Raw genomic sequence first — 17,793 nt, 5'->3', positions numbered from 1 at the left:
ATTTTAATTTTGGTGAATTAACCAGAAATCTAAAATCTAAAATCTAAAATCTAAAATCGCAATGGCTGATTTAACTAATCCTAATTCTAGTTCTCAACCTCCAAGTTCTACTGAGGATGCTTTGCCGCCCAAGTCGCCGACGGTATTGCGGTGCCTGACTGGTTCGCTGATGGCTGGCAGCATTGCGGTACCTTTGTACGCGCTAACTATGTCGATCGCTCAAAGTTTTGCAAGTAAGCCAGTACATTCCGACAATATTACTGCGATTAAAATTTCGGTAGCGGTGCGAACTTTGGTAGTAGGAATGGCTGCTTTGGGGACTGGTGTTTTTGCTATGGCGGCAGTGGGTTTGATGCTGCTGGCCGGGCAAATTTTGATTCAAAATTTGGTAAAAAAACCCACAGGTGGAAATCTATAGGTTGAAACAATCGGGCTACACAAACTCTCGTCCGCAAGGCAAAGAGTGAATAGTAAGATCGAAGCAATGGAATTATTTACGATCGGACACTCCAATCTGAGTATTGAAGCGTTTGTTTTGCTGCTGCAACAACACGGAATTACGGCGGTTGCGGACGTGCGATCGCATCCGTTCAGCCGTTATTTACCTCATTTTAATAAATCGGAAATTAAAGCTTATCTCTCAAGTGTCGGCATTCAATATGTTTTTTTAGGCAAAGAGTTGGGCGCGAGGCCGGAGGATTTAAGCTGTTACGATTCTAGCGGTAAAGCGTTATACGATTGCATAGCAGCAACTCCTCTATTTTCCGCAGGAATTCAGCGCTTGCTCAAAGGCGCAGCCAATTATAAAATCAGTTTAATGTGTGCGGAAAAAGACCCGATTACTTGTCATCGGACTATTTTAGTCTGCCACAAAGTCAGAGAGTTTAATTTAGAAATTAATCACATTCTGTCAGATGGAACTTTAGAATCGCACCAGCATTTAGAAGAAAGACTTTTGAGCAAGTTTAACAAAGAGTTAAAAAAAGCTGAGCCTATTCAGCTAAGCTTTTTTGAATTAGAACCTGATGTTAAAACTAAAAGAGTTGATTTAGAAACAGCTTATTATCGTCACGGATTGGAAATCGCTTATGTCAGAAAAACAAACTATTAATTGATTTATCAAATATGTCGCCGTTGGCGAATTTTGCTAAGCCAAAATATTTAAATTTATGCCCGCAAAACCTAATTTTGTAGGGACGCAATGCGCCCATTACTGCTAGAAGTAGCGCGTCAAACGATTTTTCGCATAAGTCCTGAACGACTCTTGACATCGCATACATTTATAAATTAAGGTACAGCCCTCCGCGCCCATCCTATTTTTATAAATTTTGTTCGGGTTTTAACGTTGTTCATGCTATAATTCTGCGGGACTGTAGCAGAAAGGGGTGCTTTTTGATGAAAGCAGAATTTTATTTTGACTGTCACAGATATATTTGCAGTTTAGTTCAAGTTGATTTTGTCAAAGAATTAAAAATTAAAAATCATCAAGGTTTTGTTTTGGCTGTTAAGCAAGGAGAAAAGATTGGACTTTTGGGAAAAAGTCGCCATAATGCTAAACAAGTTGATGTATCTAAGCCGCATTTTTATAATGTAATTAAAGCGGCTATGAGCGCTTTGGAATTAGAAACTAAAAATGAGGTGATATTAGAGAGAAATCGAACTCTTGCTGATGCGGAAGAAATGATTCAGCAGCAAAACCGAGAAATTCGCGTTCTCAACGAACAGCTTAGAATGCTTGCGACTAAGGTTGAGGAATTGTCAAGGGAAAAGCAGCAGTTATCAATGCAGCTAGTAGAAAAGGAAATCAGAAAAACTGAAATCAGTCAAGAAATTGATAACTTTCCTGCTACCGAGGAAGATTTACCGGCGGAAATTGAGCATCGGATTGGAGAAGCTGAAATTAAGGAAAAAATTGAAGAATTGTCGGTTCAAGCTTCTGGGTTAGCCGTGCAGTTAATCGCAAATCAACAGAATTCGGAGGAGATTGAGGAAGAGGAAGAAATCAGCGGAACCGAGGTTGAAAGTGTTGATTTAGAAATTATAGAAGAAGTAGAAGAAAATCTCAAACAAGTAGAAGTTCAAGGAGGCGAAAGTGAAATTAAGCGACTGCCTAAAAGACCTTCCAACAGAAAAATGAGAAAAAAATCTTAATGCTTTAGTTATATAGCAATCCTTGCATCATTTGTAAATTTATGACGGACTTCCAGGGGGTTCGGGGAGGGTTGGGGTGGGGTAAAATTAAACGAGTCATTTAGGATTGCTATATAACTCGTTTAATTGTGGCGATCGCATTTTCGCAAAATTCGTCAGCAGTTAAGCGAAAAAATCCCTCGCAACTCGCCCGTTTTCCCCCGCAGCCTCGCCCGCAACAGAATTTTGACAATTATCCAGGGCGATCGCTAAAATTACAGGTACGATCGAACTATTGTCAGCAGCATTAAATCCTTCAGTAATTAGTCGTTTGCCAACAGTCACATAATTGTTGACAATATTGCACAATAGATAAAATTGTAAATATATAGCACCTGCGTTTTTTTTGACCGCTTATGAATAGCAGATTCCTCGATCGACTCCACCACCCCTCGCGCCCCGTCATCGTCTTCGACGGCGCGATGGGAACCAACCTGCAAGTCCAAAACCTCACCGCAGAAGACTTTGGCGGCAAAGAATACGAAGGCTGCAACGAATATCTCGTCCACACCAAACCGGAAGCCGTCGCCAACGTGCACCGGGGATTCCTCGAAGCAGGGGCCGATGTCATCGAAACAGACACCTTTGGCGCTGCTTCCATCGTACTCGCCGAATACGATTTAGCAGACAAAGCATATTATCTCAACAAAACTGCCGCCGAACTCGCCAAGGGTATCGCCGCCGAATTTTCCACGCCAGAAAAGCCTCGATTTGTCGCAGGATCGATCGGGCCAGGCACCAAATTGCCCACATTAGGACACATCGATTTCGACACACTCACCGCCGCTTTTGCGGAACAAGCAGAAGGACTTTATGACGGCGGCGTTGACTTATTTATTGTCGAAACTTGTCAAGATGTGCTGCAAATTAAATCAGCATTAAATGCCATTGAAGAAGTATTTAAGAAAAAAGGTGCGCGGATTCCGTTAATGGTATCAGTGACAATGGAAGCCACCGGCACAATGTTAGTCGGTTCCGATATCAGCGCCGCCCTCGCAATTTTGCAGCCCTATCCCATAGATATCTTAGGCCTGAACTGCGCCACCGGGCCCGATCGCATGGCCGAACACGTCAAATACCTTTCCGAACATTCGCCCTTCGTCGTTTCCTGCGTTCCCAACGCTGGTTTACCCGAAAACATCGGCGGGCACGCGCACTACAAACTCACGCCAATAGAATTAAAGATGGCCTTGATGCGCTTTGTCGAAGACTTAGGCGTGCAAGTCATCGGCGGCTGCTGCGGCACCCGCTACGATCACATCCGCGAACTATCAGAAATTGGCAAAACTCTTAAACCCAAAATCCGCGAATTTACTTGGGAACCTTCCGCCGCTTCAATTTACACCGCCCAACCCTACGAACAAGAGAATTCCTTCTTAATTGTCGGCGAAAGACTCAACGCCAGCGGTTCCAAAAAATGCCGCGATTTGCTAAACGCTGAAGACTGGGACGGTTTAGTAGCAATGGCTAGGGAACAAGTGCGAGAAGGCGCGCACATTCTCGATGTCAACGTGGATTATGTCGGCCGCGACGGCGTGCGAGACATGAAAGAATTAGTTTCCCGCGTTGTGACTAATGCCACTCTCCCTTTAATGCTGGATTCCACAGAATGGGAAAAGATGGAAGCCGGCTTAAAAGTTGCGGGCGGCAAATGTTTGCTGAATTCCACTAACTACGAAGACGGAGAACCGCGTTTTTATCAAGTTTTGGAGTTGGCGAAAAAATACGGTGCGGGCATAGTTATTGGGACAATTGACGAAGACGGAATGGCCAGAACAGCCGACCAAAAATTTGCGATCGCCCAGCGCGCATATAACGCCGCCGTCGCCTACGGAATTCCCGCCGAGGAAATCTTTTTTGACACCCTAGCTTTGCCCATTTCCACCGGGATTGAAGAAGACAGAAAAAACGGCAAAGCCACCATCGAATCCATCCGCCGCATCCGCCAAGAATTGCCGGGTTGTCACGTAATTTTAGGAGTTTCTAACATCTCCTTCGGCTTGAATCCGGCGGCGCGGCAAGTTTTGAATTCCATGTTTTTGCACGAAGCAATGCAAGCCGGGATGGACTCAGCAATTGTCAGCCCGAATAAGATTTTGCCGATAGCCAAAATCGACCCCAAACACCAAGAAATCTGCCGTAAACTAATTTATGACGAACGGGAGTTTGACGGCGATATTTGCGTTTACGACCCCTTGGGCGACCTGACAACGGTGTTTGCGGGCAAAACTACCAAGCGCGATCGGACAGAAGACGCAAACCTCCCGGTAGAAGAACGCTTGAAGCAGCACATCATCGACGGCGAACGCATTGGACTAGATATCCAACTTGCCAAAGCATTAGAAACCTATCCGCCCCTCCACATTATCAATACCTTCTTGCTAGACGGCATGAAAGTAGTCGGAGAATTGTTCGGTTCGGGACAAATGCAACTGCCATTTGTATTGCAGTCAGCAGAAACCATGAAAGCGGCTGTTGCCTATTTAGAACCGCACATGGAAAAGTCCGAATCCGGTGACAATGCCAAAGGAACATTCATCATCGCTACGGTCAAAGGCGACGTTCACGATATCGGCAAAAACTTGGTTGATATTATCCTATCAAACAACGGCTACCGAGTGATTAACTTGGGAATTAAACAGCCTGTTGACAATATCATCGAAGCCTACGAAAAGCACAAAGCCGACTGTATTGCGATGAGCGGCTTGCTGGTAAAATCCACCGCATTCATGAAAGAAAATCTGGAAGTATTCAACCAGAAAGGAATCACTGTACCCGTAATTTTGGGCGGCGCGGCTTTGACTCCCAAGTTTGTGCATGAAGACTGCCAAAACACCTACAAAGGTAAAGTCGTTTACGGCAAAGATGCGTTTTCGGACTTGCACTTTATGGACAAACTCATGCCAGCAAAATCTGCTGGTAAGTGGGAAGATTTGCAAGGATTTTTAGATGAAATAGGGCCTGATAATGGGGTAGTTAAAGAAGCTAAAGCTGCGCCAGAAACTCCTGGAGAAGATGCGATGAAAGCAGACACTCCTATGGTGATAGATACCAAGCGATCCGAAGCAGTTGCAGCAGATATCGATCGCCCGACTCCTCCTTTCTGGGGAACAAAACTGTTGCAGGGAGAAGACATCCCCTTAGAGGAGATTTTCTGGCACTTAGATTTGCAAGCCTTAGTTGCCGGTCAGTGGCAGTTCCGCAAGCCAAAAGACCAATCGCGGGAAGAATACGATGCTTTCTTAGCTGAGACAGTTTATCCGATATTGAAAGAGTGGAAACACAAAATTATCACCGAAAAGTTACTGCATCCGCAAGCAATTTACGGGTATTTTCCCTGTCAAGCTGAAGGCAATTCTTTGCATTTGTACGATCCGCAAATTATGAATGGCGGGCAAGATGTATCGACACCCGCTGCAACATTCACATTTCCCCGGCAAAAATCGGCGCGCAGGCTGTGCATTGCGGACTTCTTCGCGCCCAAAGAATCGGGAAAAATCGATGTATTTCCGATGCAAGTAGCGACAGTGGGAGAAATTGCTACAGAGTACGCGCAAAAACTATTTGCTAACCATCAATATACCGACTATCTCTACTTTCACGGATTAGCGGTGCAGACGGCGGAAGCAATAGCAGAATGGACTCACGCGCGAATTCGGCGGGAATTGGGATTTGGTAGCGAAGAACCGGACAACATTCGCGATATGCTAGCGCAAAGATATCGCGGTTCGCGGTACAGTTTTGGCTATCCCGCTTGTCCGAACATGGCTGATCAGTACAAGCAACTGGAGTTGTTAAAGTGCGATCGCATCAACCTCTACATGGATGAAAGCGAACAACTTTATCCCGAACAATCAACAACCGCAATTATTACCTATCACCCAGCAGCCAAATACTTCACCGCTTAATTTCTAGAGTGCGCCGCCCGCACATTCCTCGGTGAAAAATTATACTCGTTACCAGGCTCTGCCTCCACTAAAAACCTGGAGGCTTTGCCTCCAGAAATGCGTTTTCTGGTAGAATCTGGGAACGAGAAACCCACAAAAAAGCACCTTAAAAAAGTGCCTTAATGAATATGAACTTTTCTTGTCCGATCGAACTTTTACGAGTGATGCCGGGGAGTGCGCGCGCCCGCAGATGCTCCTACCATCGAAGCCACTAAACCCAATAGCGAGCCGAACAAAAACGACCAACCAGCTTTTGCAGCATTACCAGCAATATTGCGAGTATCCTGAGCAGATACGTTAGGCGCTTGGTTCGGCAAATTCACCCCGCTCTGCTGCGCTTGATTAATCGCTTCTCCCGCATTCGCAGCTATTACGCCAAAAGTACCTGCCACGCCATTTGCTAACAGCCAAGAGCCAATTGTTAATGTAGTAGCCCACAAAATTGCTCCATTTAAAAGCGCTGTGTTGCGATTCATCGGGCCGCAAGCGCGAGCAGTTACCCAACCGCCAACAGCCAAGCTAATTAACAAACTAATAATTGACCAAATTCCGACCCCGGTACCTACGTCTCCTGAAATAGTGCGCGGAGCTCCTGAATTAGCAATATTGCTCAACCCGATCGCAGCGCCCAATGCACTTAAAACTAATTGCGTGCCGATCGCAATTACCAAACCTGAAAAAATCGGACCCCACCGCACTCGATCGTGGTATTCCATGACTGAATTCACCACCACGGGTTCGGTACCAACGTTATCTACAGGTCTATTTACATATGACATAGGTTTTTCTTTCCTCTGAGAGTTGCTTTAATTTTTAACAATCTTTCACCTAAGCATTGATCGTGGCTGAGATTGATAAAAACTATATCTGCCTGGGGAAATAACCAGTCTCTATGTCTGAAGAAAGAAACAAAAAAGTCATCAGCCCTCAGCCAGCCACTAATGACAGATGACAGATGACTGATGACCGATAACTATTTTATCCAGTTAGAAAAGTTCGTGGACGTATACAGGAAAGACAGCTTAACGCAATCTTACAGCCGTTCCAACGGCAGTAATCAGCAGCAAAGCTCCGCTCGAGTCTACATTAATCGTGCCGGTGTCAACTTCCACGCCGATTACGGCATTAGCGCCCAGGCGCTGAGCCCGTTTTTCGAGTTCCGCGAGGGCATCTCGCTGTCCTTTGAGAAACACTTCCTCGTAACTGCCGGTGCGCCCGCCGATGATGTCGCGAATGCCCGCGAAGAAATCTCGCAGGGCGTTGGTGCCGTAAACCACCTCAGCAGTTACAATTCCCAGGTAAGATTGAATTTCTGCTCCTTGGATGATATCAGTTGTTGTTACAATCATCAGTTGGCCTCAATCACGAAAATTTTGAGTGGGTCTTGTTCTGTAGATTTACTACATCTCGCCACTCAAAAATTCCTGGTAAACCATAAGTTGTCAGCTTGGCAAGCTGGCAGCAATTCGCTCTTTAATTCCACACACTCTTTGAAACAAATGGCCGTGCACAAACAAAGTCTCTTGGTATTCAGTACGCTTTTGGTAGCGGGACTCGCTGTTGCAGCGCCGCAGATAGCACTCTCAGCAGAAACGTCAGTTGAAGTCAACCCTCAAAAAAATTCAAATTTAGATGCTCTGCTGCGACAAGGGCGCGAGTTGGTAGATTTAGGAGACTACAGTAAGGCGATCGCCATTTATCAGGAAGCGGCACGTTTAGATAGGGAAAACCCCCGCATTTTTTCTGGTATTGGCTATTTAGAAGCGCGTCAGGGCAACTATCAAGCCTCAGTGGAATTTTACCAACAAGCGATCAGTCTCGAACCGAACAATGCTGACTTCCAATACGCCTTAGGATATGCTATGGCGAATTTGCAAAACTATCCCGCAGCAGCCGCTGCTTACCGCCGCGCCGCTGTGCTCGATCGCAAAAATGTCAATGCCCGGATCGGTCTGGGAGTGGTACTCTTTCAGCAAAAAGATTACAGCGGTTCTTTTAAAGCATACCAAGAGGCGATCGCCCTCGATCCGAAAAGTTGGCAAGCTTATTCTTCTATGGGCTTAGTATTGATACAACAAGGAAATTTTGCCAGTGCAGTTACCGTACTCCAAGAAGCAGCAGAACTCGCTCCCAAACAGCCCAGCGTCCAGTTAAAATTAGGTACTGCTTTGCTGCGGAGTGGCCACGCTTCCGAAGGACTAGCAGCTTTTGAAGAAGCTGCCAAATTGGAACCCCGGAATCCAGAAGTGCAGTTAGAAATTGGCGAACTTCTCAAGGCTCAAAACGACTTCGACGGAGCACTGATAGCTTATCAGCGGGCTATTGCTGTGCGACCAAATTTAGTGGCAGCACACGCAGGAATCGGGGAAATTCAACTGGAAAAACAAGATTTTTTAGGAGCGATTAACACTTTTCGCCGAGTGATTCAGCTCGATCCAGACCGGGCAGAAGCTTATTACAATATGGGTACGGCACTCAAAGCGCGCGATCGCAAATCCGAAGCAATTGAAGCTTTTCAACAAGCCCTCGACACATACCGCCAGCAAGGCAACAATGATGGTGCAGAAAAAGCTGAGGCAGCATTGCGGGAACTAAAGTAATATTTCTCAATGTACTAATTGGTAATTGGCAATTGGTAATTACCAATTGGTAATTTGCTAGCAGTTTTGAGTGTTGATCAAGTAATTTTCTTAAGGCTTCACTCCTTCCAATCGCAGCGTTGGGAGGAAGGAATCAATCTCAAAACTGTTTCTATTCCCTATTCCCTATTCCCTATTTCCTCTTCCTTCTTCCTTTTTCCTTCCTTTGTTTTATTTTTTTATAATTCGCAGATAAACGCAGCTAAATGCAGTATAATATGGTCGCGAGTTTAGCATGGCTATCGCTCTGTAAATTCAAGAGGAAATAAGCGGGATCGCACAGTAGCATTTGGTAAAAACTCCATCTTTTGTAAGATGCTAAAACAGCTTACTGAAGGTGAATCTATTTCTATTGATAGAGACTGCCAAGTTGTTAACATTTGTAAAATAAGCAAAATATCCTATCCCCAGAGCTTCATCTATGCAAACGTATGACGTGATTATCATAGGAGCAGGTCACAACGGACTGGTCTGCGCCTCTTATCTCCTCAAAGCTGGATATACCGTCCTGTTGTTAGAAAAACGTTCAGTTCCCGGCGGCGCGGCAACTACTGAAGCTGCGATTCCCGAATTGCCGGATTTTAAATTCAATATGTGCGCGATCGACCACGAATTTATCCATTTAGGGCCAGTTGTAGAAGAATTAGAACTGGAAAAACATGGTTTAGAATATCTTTTCTGCGATCCAGTTGCCTTTTGTCCGCATCCCGACGGCAAATATTTCTTAGCGCACAAATCTGTAGAAAAAACTTGTGCTGAAATTGCCCGCTACAACGAGCGCGATGCTAAAAAATATGCCGAATATACAGACTTTTGGCAGCGGGCTTTAGGTGCAATGGTTCCGATGTTTAATGCGCCACCAAAATCCATCATAGATATTCTGGGCAACTACGATATTGCAAAGATCAAAGATTTATTGTCAGTCATCGGTTCCCCCGACAAAACGCTGGACTTTGTTCGCACGATGCTCACCAGCGCTGAAGACCTTCTCAACGAGTGGTTTGACGAGGAATTTATCAAAGCACCCCTAGCAAGATTCGCCGCAGAACTCGGCGCGCCTCCTTCGCAAAAAACTCTGGCTGTAGGCGCAATTATGCTGGCAATGAGGCACAATCCCGGCATGGCAAGACCGCGCGGAGGGACGGGTGCATTAGTGCAAGCGCTGCTTAGTGTAGTGAAAAGTTACTCGGGTGTGGTACTTACCGACCAGCACGTCGAAAAAATATTAATTGATGACGGTCGCGCTGTGGGAGTTCGTGTTGCCAACGGCACGGAATACCGCGCTACAAAAGGTGTCATTTCTAATATTGATGCGAAGCGCTTGTTTCTGCATTTAATGGATGATAGCGATGTCGATGCTGCTGACCCGAATTTGCGGGAAAGATTGGAGCGCAAAATTGTTAACAACAACGAGACTATTCTCAAAATAGACTTAGCTCTCAATGAAATGCCCAAGTTTGAGCGCTGGAATCATCGGGACGAATATTTAATCGGTTCGGTTTTAATTGCAGACTCGGTGAGACACGTTGAAATCGCTCACAGCGACCCTTCAATTGGCAGAATTCCCGACTCAGACCCATCGATGTATGTGGTGTTTCCGACGGTACTAGACCCGTCAATGGCTCCCCCCGGACATCATACGGCTTGGATTGAATTTTTTGCTCCTTACATGATCGAAAATGCTGAAGGAACTGGCCAGCACGGTACGGGTTGGACGGATGAGCTGAAAAACAAAGTTGCCGATCGCTGCATTGATAAATTAGCCGAATACGCGCCAAATATCAAAAATGCAATTATCGGCCGCCACGTGGAAAGTCCGGCGGAATTGGGAGAGCGTTTGGGCGCTTTGAAGGGAAATTATTATCACGTTGATATGACGCTAGATCAAATGATATTTTTCCGTCCTTTACCGGAGTTGGCGAATTACAAAACGCCGATCGACGGTTTGTTTCTCACAGGGGCGGGAACTCATCCCGGCGGCTCGATTTCGGGTATGCCGGGACGCAATACCGCTCGCGTTTTCATGCACTCGCAGCAGCCTTTCGCGCAGACTTTAGCAGATGCGGCTAATACTCTGAAAGCGAAGGGTAAGTCGGTATTTCGGAGTAATGAGAAGTAAGATTTTTAGCAAGCGCAGATGAACGCAGATAAACGCAGATGAATCACATCTGCGTTTGTTTGTATTCATTTATCAGTCTGTGAGTGCGAGAATTTTTTCTGGTTGATTCCCTGTGAATGGAAAACGATTTGCGATCGCCCTCAATACCCTTTCTAAATTGGGAGCATCTTTCGCCAATGTTGGCTGCTCCTCCCGTTCGGTCAAATCTGTTAAAATATTTAGGATGATCATTGCTAAATGTTCATCAGCATTATCCAACAAACTCAATAGCTTCTCGATATCTTCTTTCGCGCCCAACCAGTACCTCGCTCCCAGCAATTCAGCTTTTATTGATAAAGGAAGCTCTAATTTTAGATACTCTTCAAGTTTTGGCAATAGCTGCGGCGTACCTAAAAGCCCGATCGAATTAGCAGCATACCCTCTAACTGCTTTATCTTCATCAACATCAAGCAGTGAAAGCTCCAGAGTTTCTATAGCTGATGGTTCTTCTAAATATCCAAGAGTTTCTGCTGCTGATGCGCGAACCAGTGCTGAAGGGTCATGTCTGAGAATATATTCTATCGGTACAACGGCAGGACTATAACCAAGTTCTCCCAGTGCCTCCACTGTTTCAGACCTAACCAGTTCTTCTGGATCGTTTAGCAAAGGCATTAATGCAAGGCCAACTGTCTCTACTTCCTCTGAACCGAGATAACCTAATGCCTCGGCTGCCTCAGCTCTAATTGATTCATCGGCGGATTTTAGCAATCTTAATATCTTCGGTACAGCTTCATAAACTTCTGCATCTACAAGCTGTATCAATGCTTCTGTTTGCAGGGTATAATCATCTGAATCGCAATAATCTAGCAGTGTTTCAGTTGTCAGCTTATCCATAATTTTTGCACCTCCCTAAATTTTAGTGCTTCCAGCCTAGGTTATTTTCACACTTAGTCAGTTAGATTGAATGGCATTACGCAAGTATCAAAATGACTAAGTGTGAGTAATTCGACATCCCCCAAAACTCTCTGAATTTCGTGGTACTACACTAATTGCAGACTAATTTTGGGAGATCTTTCTTTGAGCAGCTTACCTTTTGGTCTTCTTCTTTTTGCCGCTGGATCGGCTATGTCTCTCACCAAAGGCTTTCTGGGTTCTTTTAATTTTTTCCATTTTTTCTTTATCTTTATCGCGTTTAGCTTGCTGTTTCAATATTTCGAGTGCTTCAGGCATATTTGAGGCTTTTTTTTCTGCGATGAGTTGCTTAGCTTCTTCTACAATACCCGTATCAGCTACATTACCTTCTGCTGTCATAGTGTTTAATTTTTGGTTTATTATAAGGGAGTTAATTTTTGGTTTATTATAAGGGAGTATTAAAAATATTAGGGACTGTTCATATTCTTATAGTCTAACTCAGACATCCAAACCTTGTCAATGGATTTTAAACTTGGGTGGGGCTTTATTGAACTTGTCTGCAATTAGTTTGATTTATTGGTTTTCCCCGCCCCTGTGGGGTTATGGACATGGGTGCAAGATATGAGTTATCACAAATTCATCCTTTGTGCAGATGCAAGTTCTACGCGAAAATATAGAAACTCAGATTAGCGTTACCCTTTTTTGAGCGATGGCAAACCGAGTTTTGATTGTCGGGGGCCGAGGACGAATTGGCAGCAGCGTTGCCCAAGACCTTGTTACCCATACCGACGCAGAAATTACCGTTACCGGACGCAACTCTGAAGCCTCTATTGGGCCGGGATTGCCGCCGGATCGGGTGCAGTACCAAACTTTTGATTTAGCGGACAGTGCAGCCCTGCAAAAAGCAGTTTCAGAGTCTAATCTTGTCGTTCACTGTGCGGGGCCTTTTCACTACCGAGACGCCGGCGTGCTGAAAACTTGCATCGAAGCAGGTGTTAATTATACTGATGTCAGTGACAGCCGCAGTTTTACTCGCAAGGCTTTAGAATTGCGCGAAACCGCTAAAAATGCTGGGATTACTGCTATTATTAACACTGGAATTTTTCCAGGTGTTTCTAACAGCATGGTGCGCCGAGATGTGGAACAATTAGATGAAGCAGAACACATCCATTTGACTTATGTAGTCGGAGGTTCTGGCGGTGCTGGCGTTACCGTCATGAGAACTACTTTTTTAGGCTTGCAAACTCCTTTTGAGGTGTGGGCCGATCGCAAGTGGCAGCAAGTAAAACCCTACAGCGATCGCGAAACAATTGAATTTCCCACACCCTACGGCAAAACAGGGGTTTACTGGTTCGATATGCCGGAAGCAATCACTTTGCCCGAAACTTTCCCCGTTAAATCCGTTGTGACTAAATTTGGTACGTCTCCCGACCTTTACAATCACCTTACCTGGTTTGTTGCCAAGTATTGGCCGGCTAGCTGGCTCAAAAATAACGGAGTTATTGAATTTCTCTCCTACGTCAGTTACGGGATGACCAGTGTTACTAATAGTTTTAGTGGGGTTGGTGTCGCAGTGCGATCGCAAGTGAGCGGTCTCAAAAACGGTCAACCCGCTAAAGTTTGCTCGACAGCGGTACACCCAAATGCTGCCGCCGCTACGGGCATCGGTACTGGTAGCATAGCTCAATTAATGTTAGAAGGAAAACTGGAAAAACCGGGCGTTTGGTCGGTAGAGCAAGCTCTTTCTACCGAATTATTTGAACAAGCAATGCAGAGCCGCAACCTGAAGATCAATCAAGAATCTTTGTAACTTTTGGCTTGAAATGCGTTGGGATGTTTGTCGAGTTGCGAATAACTGAAATGGCGTAGCAACCTCAATCAGGCTTTCATAATTACAGGCTTTTGGATCTGCGATCCCAGAAAGGTTATTTGTTGTGGAACGGGCAATCCTAGCCTGTGACTGAGCATGGTAGCTGATGTAAGGAATCTTCTATTTAGGAGCGGAGCGAACTAATCTATCTTTTGGTAGAAGTAAACTTAACGAGCAGGAGTTTAATATATTTCACAACACGGTAAATATCCCTTTTCGCTGTCTCAGGGCGCAGCACTTGCAACAAAAGTTGCCCCGATCGCTAAATTATGAAATGTGCGATCGCAGTGAAGGGGTGACAAACACCATAATTTTTGCGGAAAAATACCAGGAGAAGTTGATATGAAGCGGGTTTTAAAAGCTCTCGGACAAACATTGAGCCAAAGCATTTTGCTGGTCTGTACGCTGGCTTTCATTGGTCTGCTAGGTCTAGCGGTAGTACCCAGTCAGGCTGCTTACGCAGGTCAAGACAAGAGTCACGCGCCGCAAGAAGCTAAAATTACTGACCCCGCAGAAAGTTTCGAGGATCTCAATCCCCAAGCAGCTTACGATGAAATAGTCAAAACCTCTCAAAACCCTGCAAAGGCCGAGAAAGCTTACGACGAAAGCTTACAGGAGTACAAGGGAGAACACCCGCAAGAAAACATAGTTCAAAAAGCTGAAGGTTTGATCGAAAAAGTCACGGGCAAGGACTAAATCTACAGTTTTCTATCTCACCCAAGTGCCTGGTAAATACTGACCTTCGGTGAGTATACAATTGAGCCGAGCTCAGGACTCACTTGAAACTAATTATGTAAGGTGCGCAATGCGCACCTTACCGCGTTAGAGGAGCGTGTCAAACCACTTTTTGCGTTCAAAAGGGTTTTGTGGTTCCCCTGTTTATTTGAGCTAGCAGGTTCATCCTTAAGGCAGATGAATAGATATTAATTTAAAAGGTAAATTTAATAATAACTACAGTTACATAAAGGAAATAAATATCATGAGCGATGACAAAAAAACGGTACATGAACCTGATGCTAACCTCGACCCGCTTTCCGGGGAAAAAGGGGCTCATCCAGTAGGAACGGGTATTGGTGCAGCGAGTGCGGGTGCTGCGGGTGCTGCGATCGGCGGTGCGATCGGCGGGCCTGTAGGAGCAGTTGTCGGCGCTGTTGTGGGTGCGTTTGGCGGCGGTTTGGCCGGCAAAGGTGTGGCAGAGGCGATCGACCCCACGGTAGAAGAGGCTTACTGGCAAACTAACTACAGTTCCCGTCCTTACGTGGACACGGGCGCGACTTACGACGACTATCAGCCTGCATACCGCACCGGTTATGAGGGATACAGCCGCTATGCCGGTACTGGTAAGAGCTTCAACGAGAGCGAAAACGATTTGCAGCGCGACTACGAAACAAATCGCGGTAAGTCTAATGTGGCTTGGGAAAAAGCGAAGCACGCCACGCGCGACGCTTGGGATCGCGTGGAACGCGCTGTTCCTGGCGACATTGACAAAGACGGCCGCTAAGGGCTGACGCCAAGTATTTCTCAGTCTGGGACGCACACAAACTCCAGCGTTTCGGGTTTTTTACCCCTGGTGGGGAATGCAGCGAAGTGTTTTGATAAAAAAACCCGGTTGCTGCGTCTTGGACTGTTGTTGATACCTGGGACTATTTTTAACGCGAGTTTAGCTAAGTTTTTGGGGATTTTCAGCCCCTCTCTACATCGGGGAGGGTATTTTTATGCTCCGTGGAAATCGCATTTTTAAGCACGATTTTTATTTCACAGGAGTACGAGCCGCAGAGTACGGAGCGAGATATAGAGGCTTTGCTGTGGGAAACGATCGCACTCCTAAAAAACGCTGTGTACAAAATCGGGATGCTTCTGTTTGAGATGGGCATTTTTTTTTGACTGTTAGCCTTAAAATTAAACTAATTCAGGACTGAGGCATCGATCGCATATTTCTGTCATTGTTCGCGATGCACATTAGCCGCAGCCGGAGCGTGAAAGCGTTCGTGGCCTCAAATCCGATAATTGTTAATCTAAATCCTCTGATTCAAAATCGGTATAAATTGTGGATGAAATGCTGGAAAGAGCTTGGACACTCAAGCAAAATTTAATTGACTTTGTGCTGGATGCTGAGGGAGAGTTAGCGGTAGCTTTGGAAGCTTTTGCGGCTGCTCGATCGACCGGCGAGCGCTACGACATTGCTCAGCAAAATCAAGTGATTGACAGTTTTACAGTTGAAGGTAAAGTCGGGGAGAAAACGCCGATCGACCTATTTGTCGAAAGTCAGCCGGATTTAACCCAGAGCGATCGCAGCTTGCTAGAAAGTTGGCGCCACAGAAGCTTCACCGGCTTATTTGAAATCACTCAGCTTTCCCCTGACAGCTTTGAACTGACGAACTGGCTGACGGCAAAGCACTACGCTGTTAAGCCCAACAGCACTAATTTCCTGCAAGAAATGTCTCGCTTTAAGTTAGGAGAAATCTTGCGGGCTCGGATCGCTCCTCTTACCGATGACTGGTGGATACTCTCAGGCCCTCCGATACCGATGGGGAAATTGGGCAAGCCGAAGTTGGCGGTGGCGATCGGCAATTTCAAGCAAAATCACAAAAAGAATTTGTACAGCGATGCGCCGGAATTGTTAGAGCAAGCTTGGCAGTCTGTAGAACAGTACCACGAAGATTTTACCGAATTTTTTGGCACCGATGAAGTGACGCAATCGGGATATCACCTGAATAAACAGTTGGCTGAATTTCAGGAATTAATGACTAAAAAACGCCTAGCTGATATCGGGATCGATCAAAGTAAATCTCTGGCGGATATCGTTGAAGATGCCGGAGTCGATGCAGAAGAAATTAAAGCAGCAGCTATAGCAGCAGCCGGTGCAGATCCTTCTTCAGTTGAGGTCGCGATCGATGGCGATCCTCACTCAAAAATGGTAATCCCGAAAGTCGAATTGCCCGATCGCTTCAAGAAAGCCGAACAGGTGACAGCACTTTCTCATCCTCGCTGGGGACAAACCTTTTTGTCTACTTACGCTCAATTTACTGCAATGCTATCAGCCGAAGACTTTTCAACCGTTCCCGGTTACGAAAAGCTGGTTCGCAACTATCTAGAAGATCCTGCAATTAATGTCTGGATTTTCCAGCGGTTAGCGAAAGTTAATCCAGCGAAATTAGAACAAATTTTGCAAACTGTATTGCAACGCCCAGATTTTCAGCTAGATCGCGATTTAGATGCCCTGCTGCAAGAGTTTAAAAAACCCTTAGAACCCGAACTCCCGGAAATTGCCAGCGTTCCCTTGCACCTGCACAACTTATTTCAGGAAGCTTTAGGCGAAGTTAATAAGTCAAAGTCCAAACCGCAGGAGAAAAAGAAAAGCTCTAAAGGCTTTAAATCCTGAGCAATGAAGTTCGTGACATACCCCTACAGGCTTTGCTATCGCCTACAGTGTAGGTGGCTCACCAATTCTACCTAATGCTATGCGCTAACGCGCCCGCTTCGCCAACTGATACTCATTGAGATTTCCGCAACCAAAGGAAGGCAGGAACAGAATGACAATTTCAAGTACGAGTGCGATCGACCCTAGCCATTTTGGGCGCGTTAGTCTGCATCTCTAACATCATAAAAAATTAAACAAGCTCACAGCTAACTGTGAGCTGATTGCCCGGTAATATAACTCAATTAGCTTTGCAGTCAGGACTTTAGTTTTTCTTCACCGCGATCGACAGAACTGAAGTCCTCACTACAAACGCCTTTTTTTTAATCTTCAACTTGTCGGACAGCCATGCGTTGCAGCGGCAGGCTGAGTATGCTAGAAGCGGTCAACAAGTAAGAAAGAACCGTAGTCAGCTTCAAACTGACCAATAACCAGCTATCTTCTGGTAGGTGAAGTTTCAGCCCGAAAAAAGAGATGCAGTACACTATCCAGTAAGTAAAGCTCATCTTGATTAGGATTTCCTCGCTCAAAGTGCGATCGTCCGTTGGCCGCGAGTTGCGATTATCACCCAGCAGGACTAGACCCGCAATAGAAGCCACAAAAGAAACCATAACGACATAGTCATGCCAGTTAAGCTCAACCATTTCTAAACTCCGCTTTTATCCGCATTTTTGGAATCAGACATCAGTCTAAAGGATAAGTTTTCCCGCTCAAAGCAA

Annotated in this window: 17 protein-coding genes; 11 read left to right on the top strand and 6 right to left on the bottom strand. The window is 45.5% G+C overall.

The annotated features are described in order from the left end of the window. Positions 1 to 61 precede the first annotated feature (61 nt). From QUA13_RS06605 to QUA13_RS06595, 3 genes are all read left to right on the top strand, one after another. Positions 62 to 418, top strand: coding sequence for a DUF3082 domain-containing protein (locus QUA13_RS06605; protein ID WP_333197546.1), 357 nt, complete (start codon positions 62 to 64; stop codon positions 416 to 418). Positions 419 to 484: 66 nt separating this feature from the next. Continuing rightward, positions 485 to 1,111, top strand: a complete 627-nt coding sequence (locus QUA13_RS06600; protein ID WP_445242685.1) for a DUF488 domain-containing protein — start codon at positions 485 to 487, stop codon at positions 1,109 to 1,111. A gap of 284 nt (positions 1,112 to 1,395) precedes the next feature. Beyond that, positions 1,396 to 2,151 carry a hypothetical protein gene (locus QUA13_RS06595; protein ID WP_333197542.1) on the top strand — a complete coding sequence of 252 codons (756 nt, stop codon included), beginning with the start codon at positions 1,396 to 1,398 and terminating at the stop codon, positions 2,149 to 2,151. 162 nt (positions 2,152 to 2,313) lie between these two features. On the opposite strand, the gene QUA13_RS06590 is transcribed toward QUA13_RS06595, so the two are convergent. Continuing rightward, positions 2,314 to 2,499, bottom strand: a complete 186-nt coding sequence (locus tag QUA13_RS06590; RefSeq protein WP_333197540.1) for a hypothetical protein — start codon at positions 2,497 to 2,499, stop codon at positions 2,314 to 2,316. A 47-nt stretch (positions 2,500 to 2,546) separates the two neighbouring features. Here QUA13_RS06590 and metH point away from each other — a divergent pair, with 47 nt between their 5' ends. Further along, the gene (metH, locus tag QUA13_RS06585; RefSeq protein WP_333197539.1) at positions 2,547 to 6,098 is read left to right on the top strand and encodes a methionine synthase; all 3,552 of its coding nucleotides are present in this window, start codon (positions 2,547 to 2,549) and stop codon (positions 6,096 to 6,098) included. 194 nt (positions 6,099 to 6,292) lie between these two features. On the opposite strand, the gene QUA13_RS06580 is transcribed toward metH, so the two are convergent. Next, positions 6,293 to 6,916 carry a hypothetical protein gene (locus QUA13_RS06580; RefSeq protein ID WP_333197537.1) on the bottom strand — a complete coding sequence of 208 codons (624 nt, stop codon included), beginning with the start codon at positions 6,914 to 6,916 and terminating at the stop codon, positions 6,293 to 6,295. Between the two features lie 243 nt (positions 6,917 to 7,159). After that, positions 7,160 to 7,486, bottom strand: coding sequence for a YbjQ family protein (locus tag QUA13_RS06575; protein ID WP_172184303.1), 327 nt, complete (start codon positions 7,484 to 7,486; stop codon positions 7,160 to 7,162). Between the two features lie 150 nt (positions 7,487 to 7,636). On the opposite strand from QUA13_RS06575, the gene QUA13_RS06570 reads away from it, so the two are divergent. Both QUA13_RS06570 and crtO read left to right on the top strand, forming a co-directional pair. Further along, complete coding sequence (locus QUA13_RS06570) at positions 7,637 to 8,737, top strand: tetratricopeptide repeat protein (protein WP_333197535.1); 1,101 nt, start codon at positions 7,637 to 7,639, stop codon at positions 8,735 to 8,737. A 460-nt stretch (positions 8,738 to 9,197) separates the two neighbouring features. Next, positions 9,198 to 10,895 carry a beta-carotene ketolase CrtO gene (gene crtO / locus QUA13_RS06565; protein WP_333197533.1) on the top strand — a complete coding sequence of 566 codons (1,698 nt, stop codon included), beginning with the start codon at positions 9,198 to 9,200 and terminating at the stop codon, positions 10,893 to 10,895. Between the two features lie 72 nt (positions 10,896 to 10,967). Here the strand turns inward: crtO and QUA13_RS06560 are convergent, their stop codons facing one another. Both QUA13_RS06560 and QUA13_RS06555 read right to left on the bottom strand, forming a co-directional pair. After that, a complete protein-coding gene (locus QUA13_RS06560) occupies positions 10,968 to 11,768 on the bottom strand; it encodes a HEAT repeat domain-containing protein (protein WP_333197532.1) in 801 nt (266 codons plus the stop codon). A gap of 192 nt (positions 11,769 to 11,960) precedes the next feature. Beyond that, positions 11,961 to 12,185 carry a polymorphic toxin type 34 domain-containing protein gene (locus QUA13_RS06555; RefSeq protein WP_333193299.1) on the bottom strand — a complete coding sequence of 75 codons (225 nt, stop codon included), beginning with the start codon at positions 12,183 to 12,185 and terminating at the stop codon, positions 11,961 to 11,963. 310 nt (positions 12,186 to 12,495) lie between these two features. Between QUA13_RS06555 and QUA13_RS06550 the strand changes: the two genes are divergently transcribed. The 5 genes from QUA13_RS06550 to QUA13_RS06530 all read left to right on the top strand — a co-directional run bounded on the left by QUA13_RS06550 (position 12,496) and on the right by QUA13_RS06530 (position 17,038). After that, the gene (locus QUA13_RS06550; RefSeq protein WP_333197530.1) at positions 12,496 to 13,596 is read left to right on the top strand and encodes a saccharopine dehydrogenase NADP-binding domain-containing protein; all 1,101 of its coding nucleotides are present in this window, start codon (positions 12,496 to 12,498) and stop codon (positions 13,594 to 13,596) included. A 402-nt stretch (positions 13,597 to 13,998) separates the two neighbouring features. Beyond that, positions 13,999 to 14,352, top strand: a complete 354-nt coding sequence (locus QUA13_RS06545; protein ID WP_172184314.1) for a hypothetical protein — start codon at positions 13,999 to 14,001, stop codon at positions 14,350 to 14,352. 283 nt (positions 14,353 to 14,635) lie between these two features. Next, the gene (locus tag QUA13_RS06540; protein ID WP_333193290.1) at positions 14,636 to 15,157 is read left to right on the top strand and encodes a hypothetical protein; all 522 of its coding nucleotides are present in this window, start codon (positions 14,636 to 14,638) and stop codon (positions 15,155 to 15,157) included. A 214-nt stretch (positions 15,158 to 15,371) separates the two neighbouring features. Next, positions 15,372 to 15,521, top strand: a complete 150-nt coding sequence (locus QUA13_RS06535; protein WP_333197529.1) for a hypothetical protein — start codon at positions 15,372 to 15,374, stop codon at positions 15,519 to 15,521. 191 nt (positions 15,522 to 15,712) lie between these two features. After that, positions 15,713 to 17,038 carry a hypothetical protein gene (locus QUA13_RS06530; RefSeq protein ID WP_333197571.1) on the top strand — a complete coding sequence of 442 codons (1,326 nt, stop codon included), beginning with the start codon at positions 15,713 to 15,715 and terminating at the stop codon, positions 17,036 to 17,038. Positions 17,039 to 17,397: 359 nt separating this feature from the next. Here QUA13_RS06530 and QUA13_RS06525 read toward each other — a convergent pair whose 3' ends face one another. Further along, the gene (locus QUA13_RS06525) at positions 17,398 to 17,718 is read right to left on the bottom strand and encodes a hypothetical protein (RefSeq protein ID WP_333197527.1); all 321 of its coding nucleotides are present in this window, start codon (positions 17,716 to 17,718) and stop codon (positions 17,398 to 17,400) included. Between the last annotated feature and the right edge of the window lie 75 nt (positions 17,719 to 17,793).

This window comes from Microcoleus sp. S28C3 (assembly GCF_036700785.1).
Lineage (GTDB): Bacteria > Cyanobacteriota > Cyanobacteriia > Cyanobacteriales > Microcoleaceae > Microcoleus > Microcoleus asticus.
The sequence above is the reverse complement of the archived record's forward strand: the minus strand, read 5'-3'. Positions and strand labels throughout refer to the sequence as shown.

What these genes read in the sequence shown, in the direction of transcription:
- QUA13_RS06550 (WP_333197530.1), top strand. Translation starts at nt 12,496, where the DNA reads ATGGCAAACCGAGTTTTGATTGTCGGGGGCCGAGGACGAATTGGCAGC.
- QUA13_RS06570 (WP_333197535.1), top strand. Translation starts at nt 7,637, where the DNA reads ATGGCCGTGCACAAACAAAGTCTCTTGGTATTCAGTACGCTTTTGGTA.
- QUA13_RS06605 (WP_333197546.1), top strand. Translation starts at nt 62, where the DNA reads ATGGCTGATTTAACTAATCCTAATTCTAGTTCTCAACCTCCAAGTTCT.
- QUA13_RS06575 (WP_172184303.1), bottom strand. Translation starts at nt 7,486, where the DNA reads ATGATTGTAACAACAACTGATATCATCCAAGGAGCAGAAATTCAATCT.
- QUA13_RS06600 (WP_445242685.1), top strand. Translation starts at nt 485, where the DNA reads ATGGAATTATTTACGATCGGACACTCCAATCTGAGTATTGAAGCGTTT.
- crtO (WP_333197533.1), top strand. Translation starts at nt 9,198, where the DNA reads ATGCAAACGTATGACGTGATTATCATAGGAGCAGGTCACAACGGACTG.
- QUA13_RS06530 (WP_333197571.1), top strand. Translation starts at nt 15,713, where the DNA reads ATGCTGGAAAGAGCTTGGACACTCAAGCAAAATTTAATTGACTTTGTG.
- QUA13_RS06525 (WP_333197527.1), bottom strand. Translation starts at nt 17,718, where the DNA reads ATGGTTGAGCTTAACTGGCATGACTATGTCGTTATGGTTTCTTTTGTG.
- metH (WP_333197539.1), top strand. Translation starts at nt 2,547, where the DNA reads ATGAATAGCAGATTCCTCGATCGACTCCACCACCCCTCGCGCCCCGTC.
- QUA13_RS06555 (WP_333193299.1), bottom strand. Translation starts at nt 12,185, where the DNA reads ATGACAGCAGAAGGTAATGTAGCTGATACGGGTATTGTAGAAGAAGCT.
- QUA13_RS06580 (WP_333197537.1), bottom strand. Translation starts at nt 6,916, where the DNA reads ATGTCATATGTAAATAGACCTGTAGATAACGTTGGTACCGAACCCGTG.
- QUA13_RS06545 (WP_172184314.1), top strand. Translation starts at nt 13,999, where the DNA reads ATGAAGCGGGTTTTAAAAGCTCTCGGACAAACATTGAGCCAAAGCATT.
- QUA13_RS06535 (WP_333197529.1), top strand. Translation starts at nt 15,372, where the DNA reads ATGCTCCGTGGAAATCGCATTTTTAAGCACGATTTTTATTTCACAGGA.
- QUA13_RS06595 (WP_333197542.1), top strand. Translation starts at nt 1,396, where the DNA reads ATGAAAGCAGAATTTTATTTTGACTGTCACAGATATATTTGCAGTTTA.
- QUA13_RS06540 (WP_333193290.1), top strand. Translation starts at nt 14,636, where the DNA reads ATGAGCGATGACAAAAAAACGGTACATGAACCTGATGCTAACCTCGAC.
- QUA13_RS06560 (WP_333197532.1), bottom strand. Translation starts at nt 11,768, where the DNA reads ATGGATAAGCTGACAACTGAAACACTGCTAGATTATTGCGATTCAGAT.